This is a genomic window from Stappia sp. (assembly GCF_048268045.1).
In the GTDB taxonomy this organism is placed as follows: Bacteria; Pseudomonadota; Alphaproteobacteria; order Rhizobiales; family Stappiaceae; genus Stappia.
Window position 1 is genome coordinate 1 of record NZ_JBLWWG010000018.1, and the last position, 19,156, is coordinate 19,156.

Genomic DNA, 19,156 nt, shown 5'->3' on the forward strand with positions numbered 1-19,156 from the left:
CGGCCGGCGCCGGGCACGGCGACGGAGAGGTCGCCCTCGGCGAGGTGGCGCATGGCGTCGGTGATCGCGGCGATGGGACGCGAGATGCTGTTGGCCAGATAGAGCGCTGCACCCGCGATCAGCAGGATCAGCGGAACAACCCAGAGCGCGGTGGAGATCATCTGCGAGTAGAAGGCGCTGTCGACGTCATCGACGTAGAGCGCGGAGGAGATCGCCCAGTCCCAGGGAGCGTATCTGGCGGTGTAGCTCACCTTGGGCGCCGGCTCGCTCTCGCCCAGGCGGGGGAACTCGAACTCGGTGTAACCACCGCCGCGCCGTGCCGCCTCGACCTGGCCGACGACGAACTCGATGCCGTTGGCGTCCTTCGAGGTCCACAGGTTCTTGCCCTCGACCTGCGGGCTCGGATGGACGATGACCGCCCCTTGCCGAGCCGAGCTTGAATCGATCACGATGAAGTAGTCGCTGCCGTTGTAGCGCATCTGCCGCAGGGAGTTGCGCAGGCTCTCCTGAGCATCGGCAACAGAAATCTTGCCGGCCTCGGCGTCGGCTGCGACCTTCTTGATGAGGCTGAGCGCGGTTTCGACCTGGGTTCTGACCAGGTCGCGGCGCGCCTCCATCATGGAGGTGTAGAATGTGTAGGTCTGGACACCGACGACAAGCAGCAGGGCTGCAAGCGCGCCGGCAACCAGCACGAGCATTTTCTGTTTGATGGACATGGCGGAAAGCGACCTCTGGAACCAAGCGATGCCTCCATCAGCGCGTGAACCTCTGAAATGAATGTAAATTCGAGCGGTAATTGCCTTGAAATTGCCACTTGCCGTTGAGGCAATTTAGAATGATCGCAATCTGTGATTATACTTATTTCCGCAATTAAAATCTCAGGTTGTCAGAGTTGAACTCTTCGTGTGCCGTGGCGGAGACCGAGCGGTCGCGCCTTGGCGTATGATGTTCGCGCAGATAGGCTGTCCCACCAAAGCCGAGACCCACAATCGGGAGCCTGACGTGAGCCGTATCCTTTATGAACTCTGCGGGGCCGAAGCCGAGCGCTGCTTCAGTCCTTTTGCCTGGCGTGCGCGCATGGCGCTGCTTCACAAGGGGCTGGAGTTTGAGCGCCGCCCGACGCCCTTCACCAGCATTGCGCGGATCGCACCGGAGGCGGGCAAGACCGTCCCCATCCTCGTCGACGGCGACAGGACGATCTGCGACAGCTGGGCCATTGCCTGCCATCTCGAGGATGCCTATCCGGATCGGCCGTCGCTATTCGGCGGCGACGGCGGGCACGCGGCGGCGAAGCTCATCGAGAGCTGGGCGAACGCCGCTATCTCGAGCCGGATCGTGCAGATGATCGTCAAGGATATCCATGACATCCTCGCGCCGGAGGACCAGGCCTACTTCCGGGCATCGCGCGAGCCGCGCCTGGGCAAGACGCTCGAGGCCGCGCAGGAAGGGCGCGAGGACCGGCTTGCAGACCTGGCCACTGCGTTGCTGCCGATGCATCTCATGCTCAAGAGTCAGCCCTTCATCGGCGGCGCGGCGCCGATGCACACCGATTACCTGCTTTTCGGCACCTTGCAGTGGGCGCGGGTGGCGAGCCCGTTCAGCCTGATCGATCCGGAAAGCCCGATCGGACAGTGGTTCGAGCGCTGCCTCGATCTCTACGACGGGCACGCGCGCGCTGTGAAGGCTGCCTAGCCGGCTTCGTTTCGCAGTGGCCGGACGTGTGCGGTTCGGCGGAAATCGGCGGGAAATGGCCGGTTGCGATCTTGCGGGGGAACGTGAGCCCCGCTATACGCTAGGCGCGCCGGCGAGGGCCGGAGAAGTTTCACGAAGCCGGCGGCTGAGGATCGCGAGATCCGGCCGCCGATTTGCGCGCGTGCGCTGCGAACGCGCATTGACGATAACCGCGCATCGACAACAACGGGATTGAACAACAATGGCGATCGAACGCACCTTTTCGATGATCAAGCCGGATGCCACCAAGCGCAACCTCACCGGCGCCATCACGGCGATGCTCGAGGAGGCCGGCCTGCGCGTCGTCGCTTCCAAGCGCGTGTGGATGTCGCGCCGCGAGGCCGAGGGTTTCTACGCGGTCCACAAGGAGCGTCCGTTCTTCGGCGAGCTCGTTGACACCATGACCTCCGGCCCGACCGTGGTCCAGGTTCTCGAGGGCGAGAACGCGATTGCCCGTAACCGCGAAGTCATGGGCGCCACGAACCCGGCCGATGCTGCCGAGGGCACCATCCGCAAGAGCCACGCGCTCTCCATCGGCGAGAACTCCGTGCACGGCTCCGACGCTCCGGAGACGGCCGCCGAGGAGATCTCCTACTGGTTTTCCGCGACCGAGATCGTCGGCTGATTGACGCCGATCCTTCGCAAGACACTGCTGAAGCCGGCCCTTGTGGCCGGCTTCTTCGTTTGTGCGGCGCTTGACAGGCGGCAGGCTCCGGTCAACCTTTGCCGCCCGCCCGGTGCCTCCGGCTTTGCCTGAGGCGTGTACTGTCCGTTCCGGTCCTACCGCCCGTTCCGACCATAGAGTGACGCATGAACGCACCCGTTCTCAAGGCTTCCGTCTGCCCGCATGACTGCCCCTCGACCTGCGCGCTCGATGTGGAGGTCGGGCCCGACGGACGGATCGGCCGGCTGCGGGGGGCGCGAGAGAACGCCTATACGGCTGGCGTCATCTGCGCCAAGGTGGCCCGCTACGCTGATCGCCTCTATCATCCGGACCGGTTGACGCGTCCGCTGCGCCGGGTTGGCGCGAAGGGGGAGGGGCGCTTCGAGCCGGTTTCCTGGGAGGATGCGCTCGATATCGTTGCCGAGGCCTTTCTCAAGGCCGAGGCCGCGCATGGGGCCGAGACGGTCTGGCCGTATCACTATGCCGGGACGATGGGACTGGTGCAGCGCGACAGCATCCACCGACTGCGTCACGCCAAGGGCTATTCGCGCCAGTTCGACACGATCTGCACCAATCCGGCCTGGACCGGGTACATCGCGGGAACGGGAAAACTCGCCGGCCCCGACCCGCGTGAGATCGCGCTGTCGGATCTTGTCGTCATCTGGGGCACCAACGCTGTCTCCACGCAGGTCAACGTGATGACCCACGCCATCACCGCGCGCAAGACGCGCGGGGCGAAGATCGTCGCCATCGACGTCTATCCGACGCAAACCGTGAAGCAGGCGGACCTGGGACTGGTGCTGAAGCCGGGCACTGACGCTGCGCTTGCCTGCGCCGTCATGCATGTTCTGTTCCGCGACGGCCATGCCGATCGCGCCTATCTGGCGGCGTTCACCGACTGCCCGGACGATCTGGAAGCCCATGTGGCGAACCGCCCACCGCAATGGGCGGCGGCCATCACCGGCCTTTCGGTCGAGGAGATTGAGACTTTCGCGGCAATGGTCGGGCGTACGCCGAAGACCTTCTTTCGGCTCGGCTATGGTTTCACGCGTTCGCGCAACGGCACGATTTCGATGCACGCCGCCTCCTGCATCGCGGCTGTGACCGGCGCCTGGCAGCACGAGGGCGGTGGCGCCTTCCACAACAACGGCGCGATCTACACGCTCGACAAGTCGATGATCGAGGGAACGAGCCTGATCGATCCGACGACGCGGCTTCTCGACCAGAGCAAGATCGGCCGCGCTCTCACCGCCGATGCTGACGCCTTGCGCCACGGACCGCCGGTCACGGCGATGCTGATCCAGAACACCAATCCGGTTTCGGTCGCTCCCGAACAGGAGCTGGTGAAGCAGGGCTTCGCGCGCGGGGATCTCTTCGTCTGCGTGCACGAACAGTTCATGACCGAGACCGCGCGGATGGCCGACATCGTGCTCCCCGCGACCCAGTTCCTGGAGCATGACGACGTCTACAAGGGCGGCGGGCATCAGTATATCGTGCTGGGTCCCAAGCTTACCGAAGGGCCAGGCGAAACGCGCGAGAACCTTTACGTTCTCAACGAGATCGCACGACGCGTGGGGGCCACGGAACATCCCGGCTTCGCGATGGACGCGCGCGAACACATCGACTGGATGTTGAAGGCCTCGAACTTCGGCTCCCTGGAGCAGTTGGAGCGCGACCGCTGGATCGATTGCCAGCCGAACTTCCGCAAGGCGCATTATCTCGACGGTTTCGCCTGGCCCGACGGGAAGTTCCGTTTCCGCCCCGAGTGGCCGGCGGTTCCCGCCCCCAACGACGGGTTGATGGGCCCCCATGCCGAGATCCCGGCGCTGCCCGACTACTGGGAGGTGACGGAGGCGGCCGACGAGACGCATCCCTTCCGTCTGGTGACGGCGCCGGCGCGCTCCTTCCTGAACTCGACCTTCAACGAGACGGCCGGTTCGCGCGACAAGGAGGGGAGGCCGGAGCTGATGATCTCGCCGGCGGATGCCGCGCGCCTTGCCATCGGCGACGGCGACCTCGTGCGCATCGCCAACCGGCGTGGCGCCGTTACGCTGCACGCCAGACATGTCGAGGGACTGAAGCCCGGCGTCGTCATCGCCGAGGGCATCTGGCCGAACGATGCATATCCGGACGGGCGCGGCATCAACACGCTGACGGGGGCGGACGCCATCGCCCCCTTCGGGGGCGCCGCTTTCCATGACACCGCCATCAAGGTGGAGAAGGCCTGAGGCGCCGGCGAACTCAGGCCGCGATTTCCGCCATCCCGATGAGGTCGGCGGGGATATTGGCCTTGTCGCCGAAGACCGTCCTTTCGAAGCGCACGACATAAGCCGGCAGTGTCTGGAGCGCCCGCGCATAGGCGAAGAGGGGCGTGTCGCTGGCGCAGGCGAGGATCGCGTAGAGCACGCCGACCACGGCCGCGTCGACGCTCGTCGGGCTGTCGCCCATCAGGAACGGCTTGTCATCGAGCCAGGCCGCGATGGCGTCGAGATCGTCGGCGCCGAAGCGGTAGATATCTTCGCGCGCATGCCGCCCCAGCCCCTGGGTGTGGAGATAGCCGGTCACCTGTCCTCGAATATCGAGAACGGTCTTGCGGCCGGCCTCCTCGGGCAGAGCGCCGAAGGCCGCCGAGATCATGACCTCCTCGCTTGCCGGGTCGATCCAGCGCGAATAGACGAGCACCCAGCGCAGATGCTCCTCGCTCATCCGTCGGAAGGCTTCCGCTACGGCGCGTTCCTGGCCGGTCAGGCGGGCGTCGACCGCGAGACCGTGGTGCTTTTCCAGATGACGCTGGATCAGCGAGCTGTCGGGAACGATCTCATCGCCATCGCGCAGGACCGGCACCTTGCCATGCGGCATCAGCGCGGGATCCGGCGGGATCTTGCGGTAATCCTTCCCGGTCATGGCCACGAGCGCCTCAGCCTTGTAGCCGAATGGTGAGAGGCTGCGGATGCCTTGCGACGTGGGAAAATCGACGAGTTCGAGCATGGCGAAGTTTGCCTCCGGTTGTTGACGGAATGCTTGTAGCGCACCGCTCCTGACAGCATATTGTCAGCATGGAAGGCCATGCGGGAGAGGGATAGTGCGCCGCGCCGACAGACTTCTTCAGATCCTTCAGGTCATCCGCCGCGCGCGCGGGCCGGTCAGCGGCGCGGCCATCGCCGGCGAACTCGAGGTTTCGCTGCGCACGGTCTATCGCGACATTGCCGCGCTCCAGTCGACCGGGGTGCCGCTGCGCGGAGAGGCCGGAATCGGCTATGTGCTCGAGGACGGCTACGACATGCCGCCGTTGATGTTCACGGCCGAGGAGCTCGAGATCGTCATGCTCGGACTGCGCATGGCTCAGGGGCGGGGGGATGCGGCCATTGCACTGACAGCGCGTGATGCCGTCGCCAAGATCGCCGCGGTGCTGCCGGAGGCGCTGCGCGACGGGTTTCTCGATGCGCCGCTTTACGCGCCCTCCGCCGCCTCCCTGCCGCCTGAGCGGATCGAGCTGGCGCGCCTGCGCGAGGCGCTGCGGTGCGGACGAAAGATCGAGATCCTGTATCAGGTCCCGGGGCGCGCCCCGGAGCGGCGGGTGGTCTGGCCGATCGTGCTCGCCTTCTTCGACCGCGCCCGTGTGCTCGCCGCCTGGTGCGAGCTGCGCAAGGCCTACCGCAATTTTCGCAGCGACCGCATTCTCGAGCTGGAGTTTCTCGATGCGCGACCGCCGCGCGCGCGAAGCTGGCTCTATCGCGACTGGTGGTCCAGGGAGATGGCGACGGCGCGGGAGGAAACGGCGGTGCGGGAGGTGGCGGAAGGCTGAACGTATCACGCGATGCGGCGATACGTGGTGCCTGGGTCAGTCGCCGGGAACGAGAAGCGGCGCGGGATCCGCCGCCGTTCCGGAGGTTCGCAGCACGCGCATGCCCTCGACGCGAAGCTCGCCGGAGGCCACCAGGGCAAGCGCCCTTGGATAGAGCGCGTGTTCGACGCCAAGCACGCGGGCGGCAAGCGTCTCTTCCGTGTCGTCGTCGCGCACGGCGATCGCGCCCTGGGCGATGATCGGGCCGGCATCCATCTCCGGGCGCACGAAATGCACCGTCGCGCCATGCAGCTTACAGCCCTCGGCCAGCGCGCGGGCATGGGTGTCGAGCCCCTTGAAGGAGGGCAGCAACGCCGGATGGATGTTGATCAGCCGGTCGTTCCAGCGCTCCACGAACCAGGGGGTCAGGATGCGCATGAAGCCGGCGAGAACGACGAGTTCCACATCGCGGGAGCGCAGCTCTTCGTCGAGCAGCTCCTCGAAGCGCTGACGCCCGCCATGGCCGCGGTGGTCGACGGTCGCGGTCGCGACGCCTGCGGCTGCTGCCTTTTCCAGTGCCGGCGCGCCGGGCTTGTTGGCAATGACGACGGAGATTTCGGCCGGGTAGGCCGGATCGGCGGCGGCTTCGAGCAGGGCTGTCATGTTGGAGCCGCGACCGGAAACGAGAATGGCGGTGCGCCGGCGCACGGCGGGTACGCTCACAGCGCCAGCGTCCCGTCGAAGATCACCGCCTCGCCGTCGCGGGCCTCGAGCGCGCCGATACGGGTGACGGTTTCGCCGGCCTCGGCGAGCGCGGCGCTCACCGCATCGGCGGCGGCCGCATCGACCGCAATCACCATGCCGGCGCCGCAGTTGAAGGTGCGCAGCATTTCGGACTGGACGACGCCGCCGGTCTTCGCGAGCCAGCCGAACACCGGCGGCACGGCGATGGCCGAAAGGTCGATGCGCGCGGCAAGGCCTTCGGGCAGCACGCGCGGCAGGTTCTCCGGCAGGCCACCGCCGGTGATATGGGCAAGCGCCTTGATGCCGCCACCGGTTGCGGCGATGGCGGCAAGAAGCGGCTTCACGTAGATGCGTGTCGGCGTCATCAGCGCCTCGCCGAGCGTCATGCCCTGTGCGAAGGGAGCCGGCGCCGACCAGTCGAGACCGGAGGCCTCGACGATCTTGCGCACCAGCGAGAACCCGTTGGAGTGAACGCCGGAGGAGGCGAGCGCCAGCAGCACGTCGCCCGGCCCGACATCGGCGCTTGGAAGCAGGGTGCCGCGCTCGGCCGCGCCCACGGCAAACCCGGCAAGATCGTAGTCGCCCTTGCGGTACATGCCGGGCATTTCTGCGGTCTCGCCGCCGATCAGCGCGCAGCCGGCGATGCGGCATCCCTCGGCAATGCCGCTGACCACGTCGGCGGCGATGTCCACGTCGAGCGCGCCGCAGGCGTAGTAGTCGAGAAAGAAGAGGGGTTCCGCACCCTGAACGACCAGGTCGTTGACGCACATGGCCACAAGATCGATGCCGACGGTCGCGTGCGCGCCGCTGTCGATGGCGATCTTGAGCTTGGTGCCGACGCCATCATTCGCGGCGACGAGAACCGGATCGGAGAAGCCGGCCGCCTTCAGGTCGAACAGGCCGCCGAAGCCGCCGATCTCGCTGTCGGCACCGGAACGGGCCGTTGCCTTGACGAAGGGCTTGATCCGCCGCACCAGTTCGTTGCCGGCGTCGATGTCGACCCCGGCGTCTGCGTAGCTCAGACCATTGCTTGGCGGCTGGCTTGCGGCGCTCATATTCTGTGTCTCCGAAAATCCCGTTCACAAGGCGCGCGCATACAAACACAGAAAGTGCGGAATGCAAGCGAAACCGCGCCGCGATGCACAATAGCGCGCCCGACGGGGGATGGGGGGCGTGGACGAGGGATAGCGGGCAAGACCGGAGCTGGCCGCCTTGACGCCCGGCGGCGGCCCTGCGTATCTGCACAAGGGAAAAAGGCGCGGAACGCTGCGGTTCTCGCGGCCGCACACCGCCCGTATGCTCCGATCTGGGGAGAGCCGAACGTGACCTTGCAAAGACAGATCTATTTCTGGCTGGGGTCGTTCCTTGCCTTTGCCCTCTTTGTTTATCTGTTCAGCCCGATCCTGCTGCCCTTCGTCGCCGGCATGGCGCTCGCCTATCTGCTCGACCCGGTGGCCGACCGGCTGGAAACCTTCGGCCTGCCGCGACTTGCCGCAACGATCCTCATTCTGACGAGCTTCGTCATCGCGTTCATCGTCGTGCTGCTGCTGCTGCTGCCCATGCTCGGCAACCAGCTTTCCGCCTTTCTCGATGCCTTTCCGGGCCTGGTCAACTCGCTCCAGACGCTGGTCACCAACAATCTCGGCGACCGGGTTCTCGGTTTCTTTGGCGCTGGCGGGGAGGAGATGAAGGCCAATGTCGGCAGCCTTATCGGCGAGGGCGCCGGCTGGATCGCCAGCTTTGCCAAATCGCTGTGGAACGGCGGGCAGGCGCTGCTGTCGGTCGTTTCGCTCTTCGTCGTAACACCGGTCGTCGCCTTCTATCTGCTGCTCGACTGGGACCGCATGGTGGAGCGGGTCGACGGCTGGGTGCCGCGCCAGCATCGCGACACGGTGCGCCGGCTGGCGGGGGACATGGACAGGGCGGTGGCCGGCTTCGTACGCGGGCAGGTCAGCGTCTGCTTCCTGCTTGGCACGTTCTATGCCGTCGGGCTGGTCTCGGTCGGGCTCAACTTCGGCCTGCTGATCGGCATCGGTGCCGGGCTTATCAGCTTCATTCCCTATGTTGGCGCGACCATGGGGCTTTTTGTTTCGCTCGGCGTCGCCGCCGTCCAGTTCTGGCCAGACTGGCCGATGATCGCCATCGTCTTGGCGGTCTTTGCCGTCGGTCAGTTCCTCGAGGGCAATATCCTGCAGCCCAAGCTGGTTGGCTCCAACGTCGGCCTGCATCCGGTGTGGCTGATGTTTGCCCTGTTCGCCTTCGGCTATCTCTTCGGCTTTGTCGGCATGCTGATCGCGGTTCCGGCCGCGGCCGTCATCGGCGTGCTCGCCCGCTTCGCATTGTCCCAGTATCTGGCGAGCCGGCTCTATGACGGACAGGAGGGGCCGCCCGCGAGCGAGGCTGGCCACACGGAGCACGACGATGCGTGAGATCAAGGACGCGCAGGCCGAGCAGCTGCCGCTGGTGCTGCCGCACGAGGCTGCTTTCGGGCGCGACGATTTCCTGCCCGGGGCCTCGAACCGGGCAGCGCTCGGACTGATCGACGACTGGCCGCGGTGGCCTTCGCCGGTCGCGCTGCTGGCCGGGCCGGTCGGCTCTGGCAAGACCCACCTGGTCCATGTCTGGCAGGAGGCGAGCGGTGCGGCGATGATCGCCGCGCGCGACCTCGGGTCGGCCGACATCGATGCGCTGGCCGCGTCCGGGGCGGTCGTCGTCGAGGATGCCCATGCAGGCTTCGACGAGACCGCGCTGTTTCATCTGGTCAACGCGGTCCGCAATGCTGGCGGATATCTGCTCGTCACCGCGCGAAGCTGGCCTCAATCCTGGGGGCTGACGCTTCCCGACCTTGCCTCGCGGCTGCGCGCCGCGACGCCGGTCGAGATTCTGGAGCCGGACGACGACCTGTTGCGACGGGTGCTGGTGAAGCTCTTCGCCGACCGGCAGATCGATATCGACGCGACGGTGGTGGAGTTTCTGGTTGTGCGCATGGAACGCTCGGTCGCGGCCGCGCAGGATATCGTCGACCGGCTCGACAGGGCGTCGCTTTCGGCCGGCCGCCGGATCACGCGCCCGCTCGCCGGACGGGTTCTGGAGACCATGAGTGCAGGGAACTGAGCCGGGTTCGTGTTTCTCTTGCGACTGATGCAAATCCGTCAAACCATTCCTATAGGGTCGCCGCTGTTGTAAATCAGGTGGAGCCGGCGAGGCGCGCCGGACGCAGGAGGCAGGAATGAACGACACGAGCACCAAGGACACCGCGGCCCAGAGCGGAAAATCCCAGGCGGTGCCGGTGCCGAACACCGGGGACGCTGCCGAGGCGCTTGCCGGGCATCCGAGCCGTTTCATCAACCGCGAGATCTCGTGGCTGCAGTTCAACCGCCGCGTTCTGGAGGAGGCGGAAAACACCTCCCATCCGGTACTTGAGCGCCTGCGTTTCCTTTCGATCTCGGCCAACAATCTCGACGAATTCTTCATGGTGCGTGTCGCCGGCCTGCGCGCGCAGCTGCGCGAGGGGTTCGGTGCGCGCTCCATCGACGGCCTGACGCCGGGCGAGCAGCTCGAGCGGGTCACCGCGGCGGTGCTGACGCTGCAGAACGAACAGCAAAGCGTCTGGCGCGAGATGCGCAGCCTCCTGGCAACCGTCGGCTTCACCATCATTGACGAGGCAGACCTTTCGGCGGCCGACCGGCGCTGGCTGGAAGACTATTTCCTCGCTCATATTTTCCCGGTGCTGACGCCGCTGGCGATCGATCCGGCGCACCCGTTCCCCTTCATCGCCAATCTCGGCTTCTCCCTGGTGCTTGAGCTTGCGCCGCAGAAGGGCGGGCGCGGCATGACGGCGCTGCTGCGCATTCCCTCCCAGCTCGACCGCTTCGTGCGGCTGCCGAGCGTCGACGGCGAGGCGGGCGAGCGGTTCATCACCATCGAGACCGCGCTTGGCCTGTTCACCTCCCGTCTCTTCCCTGGCTACGAGATCCGCGGCCGCGGCGCGTTCCGCGTCATTCGCGACTCCGACCTGGAGATCGAGGAGGAGGCGGAGGACCTGGTGCGGCTGTTCGAAAGCGCGCTGAAACGCCGCCGTCGCGGGTCGGTGATCCGGCTCGAGATCGAGCATTCGACACCGCAGTCCCTGCGCGAGTTCGTCGCCGATGCGCTGCATGTCGACAACGACGAAGTGTTTCTCGTCGATGGGCTGCTGGCGCTCAACAATCTCTCGCAGCTCGTGTCCATCGACCGCGACGATCTGAAGTTCGTGCCTTACACGCCGCGATTCCCGGAGCGAATCCGCGAGCATGGCGGCGACTGTTTCGCGGCGATCCAGCAGAAGGATCTTGTCGTCCATCATCCTTACGAGTCCTTCGACGTCGTGGTGCAGTACCTGCGCCAGGCGGCCCAGGATCCGGACGTCGTCGCCATCAAGCAGACGCTGTATCGCACCTCCAACAACTCGCCCATCGTCAAGGCGCTGGTGGAGGCGGCGGAGGCCGGCAAGTCGGTGACGGCGCTGGTCGAGCTCAAGGCGCGCTTCGACGAGGAGGCGAACATTCGCTGGGCGCGCGATCTGGAGCGCGCCGGCGTGCAGGTGGTCTTCGGTTTCCTGGAACTGAAGACCCACGCCAAACTGTCCATGGTGGTGCGCCGCGAGCATGGCGAGTTGCGCACCTACTGTCACATCGGCACCGGCAACTACCACCCGATCACGGCGCGGATTTACACGGACCTGTCCTATTTTACCGCCGATGCGGAGATCGGGCAGGACGTGGCCAAGATCTTCAACTACATCACTGGCTATGCCGAGCCGGTGGAGCTGAAGCAGATGATGGTCTCGCCGGTGACGCTGCGTCGCGACATGATGGACATGATCGCGGCCGAGGCCGAGCACGCCCGCGCCGGCCGTCCCGCGCAGATCTGGATGAAGATGAACTCGCTCGTCGATCCACAGATTATCGACGCGCTTTATGACGCCAGCCAGGCGGGGGTGAAGATCGAACTGGTGGTGCGCGGAATCTGCTGCCTCAGGCCCGGAATTCCGGGGCTCTCGCAGAACATCCGCGCCAAATCCATCGTCGGCCGTTTCCTCGAGCACAGCCGCATCTTCTGTTTCGGCAACGGCCACGGGCTTCCCTCGCCGAAGGCGGTCGTCTATATCGGGTCCGCTGACCTCATGCCGCGCAACATCGACCGTCGCGTGGAAACCCTTGCACCCTTGCGCACGCCCACGGTGCACGAACAGGTTCTGGACCAGATCATGGTAGCGAGCCTCAAGGACAACCAGCAGAGCTGGTGGCTTCTCGCGGATGGCGGACACGAACGGATCCGTCCCGGCCGCGGCGAGAAGGCGTTCAACGCCCACCAGTACTTCATGACCAACCCGTCTCTTTCCGGGCGGGGCAAGTCGCTGCGCAGCAACAGTCCAAAATCGTTCTCGGAGCCGGTGTCGCGTGGCTGATGCGCTGTCGCATGAACTGGTGCGCGGGCGGCTGAACGGCAGCGGCCCGATCGCAGTCATCGACATCGGGTCGAATTCGATCCGGCTGGTCGTCTATGAGCGCAACGCGCGTTCGCCGACGGTCCTCTTCAACGAAAAGGTGTTGGCTGGTCTCGGTCGCGGCGTCGCCGCGACCGGTCGGCTTTCGGAAGGGTCCGCGGCGCTGGCGCTGAACGCGCTCGTGCGCTTTCGCCGGTTGTGCGACCAGATCGGCGTCGTCGACCTGCATATCCTCGCGACCGCGGCCACGCGCGACTCGGAAAACGGTGCAGGCTTCATCGATGAGGTGGAGCGGACCTGCCGCGCCAAGGTGCGGGTGCTTTCGGGTCGCGACGAAGCGCGCCTCGCGGCGCTCGGCATCGTCTCCGGCATCTGGAAGCCGGACGGCATCGTCGGCGATCTTGGCGGCGGCAGCCTTGAGCTCGTCGAGCTCAAGAACGACACGGTCGGACGCGGCCAGACATTGCCGCTTGGCGGAATTCGCCTGCAGGAAGAGGCCGAGGCCAAGGTCGCCAAGGCGCAGAAGCTCGCCGAACAGGCGCTTGCCGAGGTGGATTGGCTTCCCATCGGTGCGGGCAAGTCCTTCTACGCCGTCGGCGGGACCTGGCGATCTCTCGGCCGGCTGCATCTCTTCCAGAACGGCTATCCGCTGCATGTGATGCACGATTACGCCATCCCGGCGGAGGAGGCGATCGAGTTCTGCCAGCTTGTCAGCCGGCGCGATCCCGACAGTCTCGACAAGATCGAGGTCGTGTCGCGGGCGCGCCGCGCGCTGCTGCCCTACGGCGCGGCGGTGATGGAAAAGGTGCTGCGCCGGACAAAGTCCTCGCGCGTGGTGCTTTCCGCCCTTGGTCTGCGCGAGGGGCTTCTCTACGATCTCATGTCGGAGGAGATGCGTCGCCAGGACCCGCTTGTCGAGGCGGCGCGCGAGCTTTCGGTCCTTCGCTCGCGCTCGCCCGCCTACGGCGAGGAACTGATCGCCTGGACCGACCGGCTGTTTCCCTCGGTTGGCATCGACGAGACCGAGTACGAGCGTCGCCTGCGTGCCGCCGCCTGCCTGCTCTCCGACATCGGCTGGCGCGCCCATCCCGACTATCGCGGCGAGCAGAGCCTCAACATCATTTCCAATGCCGCCTTCGTCGGAATCGATCATGCCGGGCGCGCCTATCTGGCGCTCTCCGTCTTCTACCGGCATCAGGGCCTGGTGGAAGACGCCCTCGGACCCGGTATCCGCGAGCTCGCCCACACGCGTCTCAAGGACCGCGCCCGCATCCTCGGTGGCGCCTTGCGGCTAGCCTCGGTGCTCAGCGCGTCCGTCGCGGGCATTCTGCCACAGATCGACGTGAGCGCCGACAAGGGCGAGGTCGTTGTGACCTTGCCCGGAGAACTCGTGGCGCTGCAGGGCGAGAGGCTGTCGAAGCGGGCGAACCAGTTCGCCAGGCTTCTTGGCCTCAAGGCCCGCATCGACCCGCGCCCCTGACGACGGGGCTCATCCGACGCCTTCCTTCTCCGGCGCCAACTTTGTGGTCATGCCTCGAGTTGGGTTTTCGTGATCTGTAAAAAGCAAAGCCCGCCAGGGCATTCCTGGCGGGCTTTGCTTTTTTCGTTGAAGAGTGTGATGCGCTATTGAGTGGCGACGGCCTTGGGCTTGTTGCCGCGGCGCTTGCGGCCGCCGTCCTTGGCGGGCTGGATCACCTCCACCGGCTCGCCCTGTTCGACGGCGACGACACGCCGGCCGTTGAAGGCCAGCGCCATCTCGCCGCGTTTCAGCTTGAGAGCCGCCTCGCCGAAGAGTTCGCGACGCCAGCCGGTGAGGGCTGCGACATCCGCCTCGTCGCTGGCGGCGATCTTCTCCAGATCCTCCACCGTCGCGATGACCTTGGCGGCGACGCCATTGGCCTCGCTGGTCAGCTTCAGGAGCACCTTGAGAAGGTCGACGGCCGCGGCCGAGCCGTCCGGCGCCGATCGCCCCTTGGGGACCTCCGGCAGCTCTTCCTTGGGGATCGCCAGGGCGCGCTTCACCGCGCCGAGGATATCCTCGGCCGTGCGCGAGCGCTCGAAGCCGCGTGGGATCGTGCGCAGTGCGGCCAGTGCCTGGGCGTTGGCCGGTTGCTGGGCGGCGATCTCATAGATCGCGTCGTCCTTGATGATGCGGTTGCGCGGCACGTCGCGCTGGTGCGCCTCGCGCTCGCGCCAGGCGGCGACCTCCTGTAGCACGGCAAGCTCGATCGGCTTGCGCACTCTGAGCTTCAGGCGCTTCCAGGCATTCTCGGGGTCGGTGCGATAGGTGCTTTCCGACGTCAGGATCTCCATTTCGTCGCCGACCCAGTGGGAGCGGCCCTGTTCGGCGAGGTTCGCCTTGAGGAAATGGTAGACGTCGCGCAGGTGCGTCACATCGGCCAGCGCATAGGCCAGCTGCTTGTCGCTGAGCGGCCGGCGGGCCCAGTCGGTGAAGCGCGACGACTTGTCGATGTGCTCGCCGGTGACCCTGTGCACGAGCTGGTCGTAGGAGATCGAATCGCCGAAGCCGCACACCATCGCCGCGACCTGGGTGTCGAACACCGGATGCGGGATAAAGCCGCCGAGATGATAGATGATCTCGATGTCCTGCCGTGCGGCATGGAACACCTTCACCACCGTCTCGTCGCGCATGAGCTCGAAGAAGGGTTCCAGATCAATACCGTCGGCTAAGGCGTCGACGATCACGGCTTCATCCATGCTTGCGATCTGGATTACGCAGAGCTTGGGCCAGAAAGTGGTTTCGCGGAGGAACTCAGTGTCGACCGCGACAAAGTCATGGGTGGCGAGGCGCCGACAGACGTCGGCGAGGTCCTTGGTGCTTGTGATAATATGCATGGTGATCGCGACATATATCTTATGCTTGCCCGCTTGTCGCCACGAAAGCGCCGCGAAACCCGCGTGGCAGGCATTCCCGTCGGGGAGGGCTTGGTGGAGCAGGCCGGTGGGGGGTGCAAACTGTGCCGCGACCTTGACTTTGTCGCGCCGGCGTGGCTTGTGCACGGCGCGCCGCTGATGCGGCGGCTGGCGGCATCTCGCCGCTCAGACGACGCAAATCCGCGCATTCCTGAGTATCTGACCGGCCATCGAGGACGACATGCATCGCTATCGCAGCCACACATGCGGAGAACTGCGCGAAACCCATGTGGGGCAGCCCGCGCGCCTCTCGGGATGGGTTCATCGCGTGCGCGATCACGGCGGTTTGCTGTTCATCGACCTGCGCGATCACTACGGCATGACGCAATGCGTGGTCGATCCCGATTCGCCGGCGTTCAAGCTGGCCGAGAGCGTGCGCGCCGAATGGTGCGTCCGCATCGACGGCGACGTGAAGAAGCGCACCGATGAGACGATCAACGAGACGCTGCCGACCGGCGCGATCGAGATCTTCATCCGTGAGATCGAGGTTCTCGGCGCGGCGCGCGAGCTGCCGCTGCCGGTCTTCAACGAGCCGGACTATCCCGAAGATATCCGCCTGACCTACCGGTTCCTCGATCTGCGCCGCGAGACGCTGCACGAGAACATCATGACGCGCACGCGCATCATTGCCTCGATGCGTCGCCGCATGGGCGAGGGGGGCTTCACCGAGTTCCAGACGCCGATCCTGACGGCCTCCTCGCCGGAAGGTGCGCGCGACTTCCTCGTGCCGTCCAGGCTGCATCCGGGCAAGTTCTATGCGCTGCCGCAGGCGCCGCAGCAGTTCAAGCAGCTGCTGATGATGTCGGGCTTCGACCGCTACTTCCAGATCGCGCCGTGCTTCCGCGACGAGGATCCGCGCGCCGACCGTCTGCCGGGCGAGTTCTACCAGCTCGACGTGGAGATGAGCTTCGTCGAGCAGGACGACGTGTTCTCCACGATGGAGCCGGTGATGCGCGGCGTCTTCGAGGAGTTCGCCAACGGCAAGCCCGTGAGCGAGACGTTCCCGCGCATTCCCCATGCGGAGGCGATCGCGAAATACGGCTCCGACAAGCCTGACCTGCGCAACCCGATCGAGATGCAGAACGTCAGCGAGCATTTCGCCGGCTCCGGCTTCAAGATCTTCGCGCGCATGCTCGAGGACGAGAAGAACGCCGTGTGGGCCATTCCCGCGCCCACTGGCGGTAGCCGTGCCTTCTGCGACCGGATGAACTCCTGGGCGCAGGGCGAGGGCCAGCCGGGCCTGGGCTACATCTTCTGGCGCGAGGAAGGCGAGAGCGTCGAGGGCGCCGGTCCGCTTGCCAAGAACATCGGTCCGGAACGCACCGAGGCGATCCGCACCCAGCTCGGCCTGAACGCGGGCGATGCCTGCTTCTTCGTTGCGGGCGATCCGAAGAAGTTTTCCGACTTCGCCGGCAAGGCGCGCACGCGGGCGGGCGAGGAGCTCGATCTGGTCGACCGCGACCGTTTCGCGCTCGCCTGGATCGTCGACTTCCCGTTCTTCGAGTGGGACGAGGAAGAGAAGAAGGTCGAGTTCGCGCACAACCCGTTCTCCATGCCGCAGGGCGGGCTCGAGGCGCTGGAGACCAAGGATCCGCTGTCGATCAACGCCTTCCAGTACGATCTGGTCTGCAACGGCTACGAGATCGCGTCCGGCTCGATCCGTAACCAGTCGCCCGACCTGATGGTCAAGGCCTTCGAGAAGGTCGGCCTGTCGAAGGCCGACGTCGAGGAGCGTTTCGGCGGACTCTACCGCGCCTTCCAGTATGGCGCGCCGCCGCATGGCGGCATGGCCGCCGGCGTCGACCGCATCGTCATGCTGCTGGTGGGCGCGAAGAACGTGCGCGATGTCAGCCTGTTCCCGATGAACCAGCAGGCGCAGGACCTGCTCATGGGCGCGCCGTCCGACGTCTATCCGAAGCAGCTCCGCGAGCTTCACATCCGGCTGAACCTGCCGGAGAAGGGCTGAGGCCCGGAGGGCGCGGAGGCGGCCGACATGCGCAAGCGTCTCGAAGCCTGGCTGTTTTCCGATGCTGATGGCGCGCTCTCCCTGATCCGTCGTCTGGTGATGGAGAACGTGCGCCAGTTCGCATGGCGCTATGCGCTCGCCTTTGCCTGCATGGGGCTGGTCGCCGCCTGTACCGGGGCCAGCGCCTGGGTGATGCGCGACGTCATCAACCAGGTGTTCCTGGAGCGCGACGCGGGGATGGTCGGGGCCATCGCGGCCTTCGTCTTCGCCGTCTTCGCGCTGAAGGGGCTGGCCACCTACGGCCAGCTTGTTCTCCTCGGGCAGATCGGCAATGCGCTCGTTGCCTCCGCGCAGAAGCGCCTGTTCCGCTCGATCACCAGCCAGGATGTCGCCTTCTTCGAGAGCTCCGGCGTCGGCGATCTCGGAACCCGCCTGTCACACAACGCCAACGCGGCGCGCGGCGCCCTCGACCTCGTGGTCACCGCGCTTGGGCGCGACGTGCTGACGGTGATCTCGCTGGTCGTCGTCATGGTGGCGCAGGACCCGCTGATGAGCGCCATCGCGCTGCTGATCATGCCGCCTGCGATCCTGGTTGTCGGCAAGCTCGTGCGCCGCGTGCGGCGGGTGGCCAAGTCGCAGTTCGTTTCCATGACGAACATCCTGTCGATCACCCAGGAAACGATCTCCGGCATTCGTATCGTCAAGGCCTTCGCCGTCGAGGCGCGCATGCGTCGGGAGATGGACGCGGCGATCTCCGACGTGGAGCGCCAGGCCAACAAGATCACCCGGCTTTCGGCCCGCACCTCGCCGGTGATGGAGACGCTCGGCGGCATCGCCATTGCGCTGGTCATCGTCTACGGCGGCTATTCCGTCATTGAGCTTGGCAGCGATCCGGGGGCGTTCTTCGCTTTCATCACGGCGCTGCTGCTGGCCTATGATCCGGCCCGCCGGCTTGCCCGGCTCAATGTCAACCTCACCGCGCATCTGGTCGGCGTTCGCCTGATGTACGAGGTGCTCGACCGCGAGACGGCGGAGCGCGAGGCGGAAGCCCCCGCGCCCCTCGCGGTCACCGAGGGGCGCGTGCGGTTCGAGAACGTCGCCTTCCGCTATGGCGAGGCCCCCGCGCTCGACGGGCTCGACTTCGAAGCGCGCGCGGGCGAGGTCACGGCGCTGGTTGGGCCCTCGGGCGCCGGCAAGTCGACGGTGTTCGCGCTTCTCGAGCGTTTCTACGAGCCCGATGCCGGTCGCATCGTCATCGATGGGCAGGACATTCGCGGCGGGTCCATCGCGGAGCTGCGGTCGCAGATCGCGCTGGTCTCGCAAGACACGTTCCTGTTCGACCTTTCGGTGCGCGACAACATTGCCATCGGCCGTCCGAGTGCGAGCGAGGAGGAGATCCGTCAGGCCGCGCGCGAGGCCAATGCGGACGAGTTCATCGCCGGTCTGGATTTTGGCTACGACACACGTGTAGGCGAAGGGGGCGGGCGTCTTTCCGGTGGGCAGCGCCAGCGTATCGCCATTGCCCGCGCCATCCTCCGCGACGCACCGATCCTGCTGCTCGACGAGGCGACCTCGGCGCTTGATTCCGAAAGCGAGGCCAAGATCCAGGCCGCGCTTGCGCGCCTGATGCGGGGCCGTACCACGCTTGTCATTGCCCACAGGCTCGCCACCGTGCGCGAGGCGTCCCAGATCGTCGTCATGAACCGCGGTCAGGTTGCCGAGCGCGGCACCCATGCCGAGCTCTTCGCGCAAGGCGGACTTTACAAGCGCCTCTGCGATCTCCAGTTCAGCGACGCCGGCTGAGCCGCCGCCTTTTCGACCGGGCAGGGCAGCACCACGCCGCAC

The 19,156-nt window shown here is 66.1% G+C and carries 15 protein-coding genes; 10 read left to right on the forward strand and 5 right to left on the reverse strand.

Translation table 11 applies throughout. The features are described 5' to 3' along the window. Positions 1-716, reverse strand: a 716-nt coding sequence (locus tag ACN0WF_RS19170; RefSeq protein ID WP_417774375.1) for a cache domain-containing protein, incomplete at its 3' end; no start/stop codon positions are given. 226 nt (positions 717-942) lie between these two features. On the opposite strand from ACN0WF_RS19170, the gene ACN0WF_RS19175 reads away from it, so the two are divergent. From ACN0WF_RS19175 to ACN0WF_RS19185, 3 genes are all read left to right on the forward strand, one after another. Then, positions 943-1,692, forward strand: coding sequence for a glutathione S-transferase family protein (locus ACN0WF_RS19175; protein WP_417774376.1), 750 nt, complete (start codon positions 943-945; stop codon positions 1,690-1,692). A 241-nt stretch (positions 1,693-1,933) separates the two neighbouring features. Then, positions 1,934-2,356: a nucleoside-diphosphate kinase gene (ndk, locus tag ACN0WF_RS19180; protein ID WP_417774377.1), complete on the forward strand. Its 423-nt coding sequence runs from the start codon at positions 1,934-1,936 to the stop codon at positions 2,354-2,356. Positions 2,357-2,541: 185 nt separating this feature from the next. Then, positions 2,542-4,623 (forward strand): molybdopterin-containing oxidoreductase family protein, encoded by a 2,082-nt coding sequence (locus tag ACN0WF_RS19185; protein ID WP_417774378.1) that lies wholly within the window; start codon positions 2,542-2,544, stop codon positions 4,621-4,623. 13 nt (positions 4,624-4,636) lie between these two features. Here the strand turns inward: ACN0WF_RS19185 and ACN0WF_RS19190 are convergent, their stop codons facing one another. Then, positions 4,637-5,383, reverse strand: a complete 747-nt coding sequence (locus ACN0WF_RS19190; RefSeq protein WP_417774379.1) for a glutathione S-transferase family protein — start codon at positions 5,381-5,383, stop codon at positions 4,637-4,639. A 94-nt stretch (positions 5,384-5,477) separates the two neighbouring features. On the opposite strand from ACN0WF_RS19190, the gene ACN0WF_RS19195 reads away from it, so the two are divergent. After that, positions 5,478-6,200, forward strand: a complete 723-nt coding sequence (locus ACN0WF_RS19195; protein ID WP_417774380.1) for a helix-turn-helix transcriptional regulator — start codon at positions 5,478-5,480, stop codon at positions 6,198-6,200. A gap of 36 nt (positions 6,201-6,236) precedes the next feature. On the opposite strand, the gene purN is transcribed toward ACN0WF_RS19195, so the two are convergent. Together purN and purM are read right to left on the reverse strand one after the other, a co-directional pair. After that, positions 6,237-6,902, reverse strand: coding sequence for a phosphoribosylglycinamide formyltransferase (gene purN, locus ACN0WF_RS19200; protein WP_417774381.1), 666 nt, complete (start codon positions 6,900-6,902; stop codon positions 6,237-6,239). Continuing rightward, positions 6,899-7,978, reverse strand: coding sequence for a phosphoribosylformylglycinamidine cyclo-ligase (gene purM, locus ACN0WF_RS19205; protein ID WP_417774382.1), 1,080 nt, complete (start codon positions 7,976-7,978; stop codon positions 6,899-6,901). Before purM ends, purN begins: the two co-directional genes overlap by 4 nt. A gap of 267 nt (positions 7,979-8,245) precedes the next feature. Here purM and ACN0WF_RS19210 point away from each other — a divergent pair, with 267 nt between their 5' ends. The 4 genes from ACN0WF_RS19210 to ACN0WF_RS19225 all read left to right on the forward strand — a co-directional run bounded on the left by ACN0WF_RS19210 (position 8,246) and on the right by ACN0WF_RS19225 (position 13,891). Beyond that, positions 8,246-9,352, forward strand: coding sequence for an AI-2E family transporter (locus ACN0WF_RS19210; protein ID WP_417774383.1), 1,107 nt, complete (start codon positions 8,246-8,248; stop codon positions 9,350-9,352). Continuing rightward, positions 9,345-10,037 (forward strand): HdaA/DnaA family protein, encoded by a 693-nt coding sequence (locus ACN0WF_RS19215; RefSeq protein WP_417774384.1) that lies wholly within the window; start codon positions 9,345-9,347, stop codon positions 10,035-10,037. The genes ACN0WF_RS19210 and ACN0WF_RS19215 overlap by 8 nt, the downstream gene beginning before the upstream one ends. Positions 10,038-10,152: 115 nt before the next feature. Next, a complete protein-coding gene (locus tag ACN0WF_RS19220) occupies positions 10,153-12,372 on the forward strand; it encodes an RNA degradosome polyphosphate kinase (protein WP_417774385.1) in 2,220 nt (739 codons plus the stop codon). After that, positions 12,365-13,891, forward strand: coding sequence for an exopolyphosphatase (locus ACN0WF_RS19225; RefSeq protein ID WP_417774386.1), 1,527 nt, complete (start codon positions 12,365-12,367; stop codon positions 13,889-13,891). Before ACN0WF_RS19220 ends, ACN0WF_RS19225 begins: the two co-directional genes overlap by 8 nt. A 143-nt stretch (positions 13,892-14,034) precedes the next feature. Here ACN0WF_RS19225 and rnd read toward each other — a convergent pair whose 3' ends face one another. Beyond that, complete coding sequence (rnd, locus tag ACN0WF_RS19230; RefSeq protein ID WP_417774387.1) at positions 14,035-15,267, reverse strand: ribonuclease D; 1,233 nt, start codon at positions 15,265-15,267, stop codon at positions 14,035-14,037. Between the two features lie 259 nt (positions 15,268-15,526). On the opposite strand from rnd, the gene aspS reads away from it, so the two are divergent. After that, a complete protein-coding gene (gene aspS, locus ACN0WF_RS19235; protein ID WP_417774388.1) occupies positions 15,527-17,311 on the forward strand; it encodes an aspartate--tRNA ligase in 1,785 nt (594 codons plus the stop codon). A gap of 27 nt (positions 17,312-17,338) precedes the next feature. Next, positions 17,339-19,114, forward strand: coding sequence for an ABC transporter ATP-binding protein (locus ACN0WF_RS19240; RefSeq protein WP_417774389.1), 1,776 nt, complete (start codon positions 17,339-17,341; stop codon positions 19,112-19,114). The last annotated feature ends 42 nt before the right edge of the window (positions 19,115-19,156 follow it).

What these genes read in the sequence shown, in the direction of transcription:
- ACN0WF_RS19215 (WP_417774384.1), top strand. Translation starts at nt 9,345, where the DNA reads ATGCGTGAGATCAAGGACGCGCAGGCCGAGCAGCTGCCGCTGGTGCTG.
- rnd (WP_417774387.1), bottom strand. Translation starts at nt 15,267, where the DNA reads ATGCATATTATCACAAGCACCAAGGACCTCGCCGACGTCTGTCGGCGC.
- ACN0WF_RS19175 (WP_417774376.1), top strand. Translation starts at nt 943, where the DNA reads ATGATGTTCGCGCAGATAGGCTGTCCCACCAAAGCCGAGACCCACAAT.
- ndk (WP_417774377.1), top strand. Translation starts at nt 1,934, where the DNA reads ATGGCGATCGAACGCACCTTTTCGATGATCAAGCCGGATGCCACCAAG.
- ACN0WF_RS19190 (WP_417774379.1), bottom strand. Translation starts at nt 5,383, where the DNA reads ATGCTCGAACTCGTCGATTTTCCCACGTCGCAAGGCATCCGCAGCCTC.
- ACN0WF_RS19220 (WP_417774385.1), top strand. Translation starts at nt 10,153, where the DNA reads ATGAACGACACGAGCACCAAGGACACCGCGGCCCAGAGCGGAAAATCC.
- aspS (WP_417774388.1), top strand. Translation starts at nt 15,527, where the DNA reads ATGCATCGCTATCGCAGCCACACATGCGGAGAACTGCGCGAAACCCAT.
- ACN0WF_RS19240 (WP_417774389.1), top strand. Translation starts at nt 17,339, where the DNA reads ATGCGCAAGCGTCTCGAAGCCTGGCTGTTTTCCGATGCTGATGGCGCG.
- purM (WP_417774382.1), bottom strand. Translation starts at nt 7,978, where the DNA reads ATGAGCGCCGCAAGCCAGCCGCCAAGCAATGGTCTGAGCTACGCAGAC.
- ACN0WF_RS19185 (WP_417774378.1), top strand. Translation starts at nt 2,542, where the DNA reads ATGAACGCACCCGTTCTCAAGGCTTCCGTCTGCCCGCATGACTGCCCC.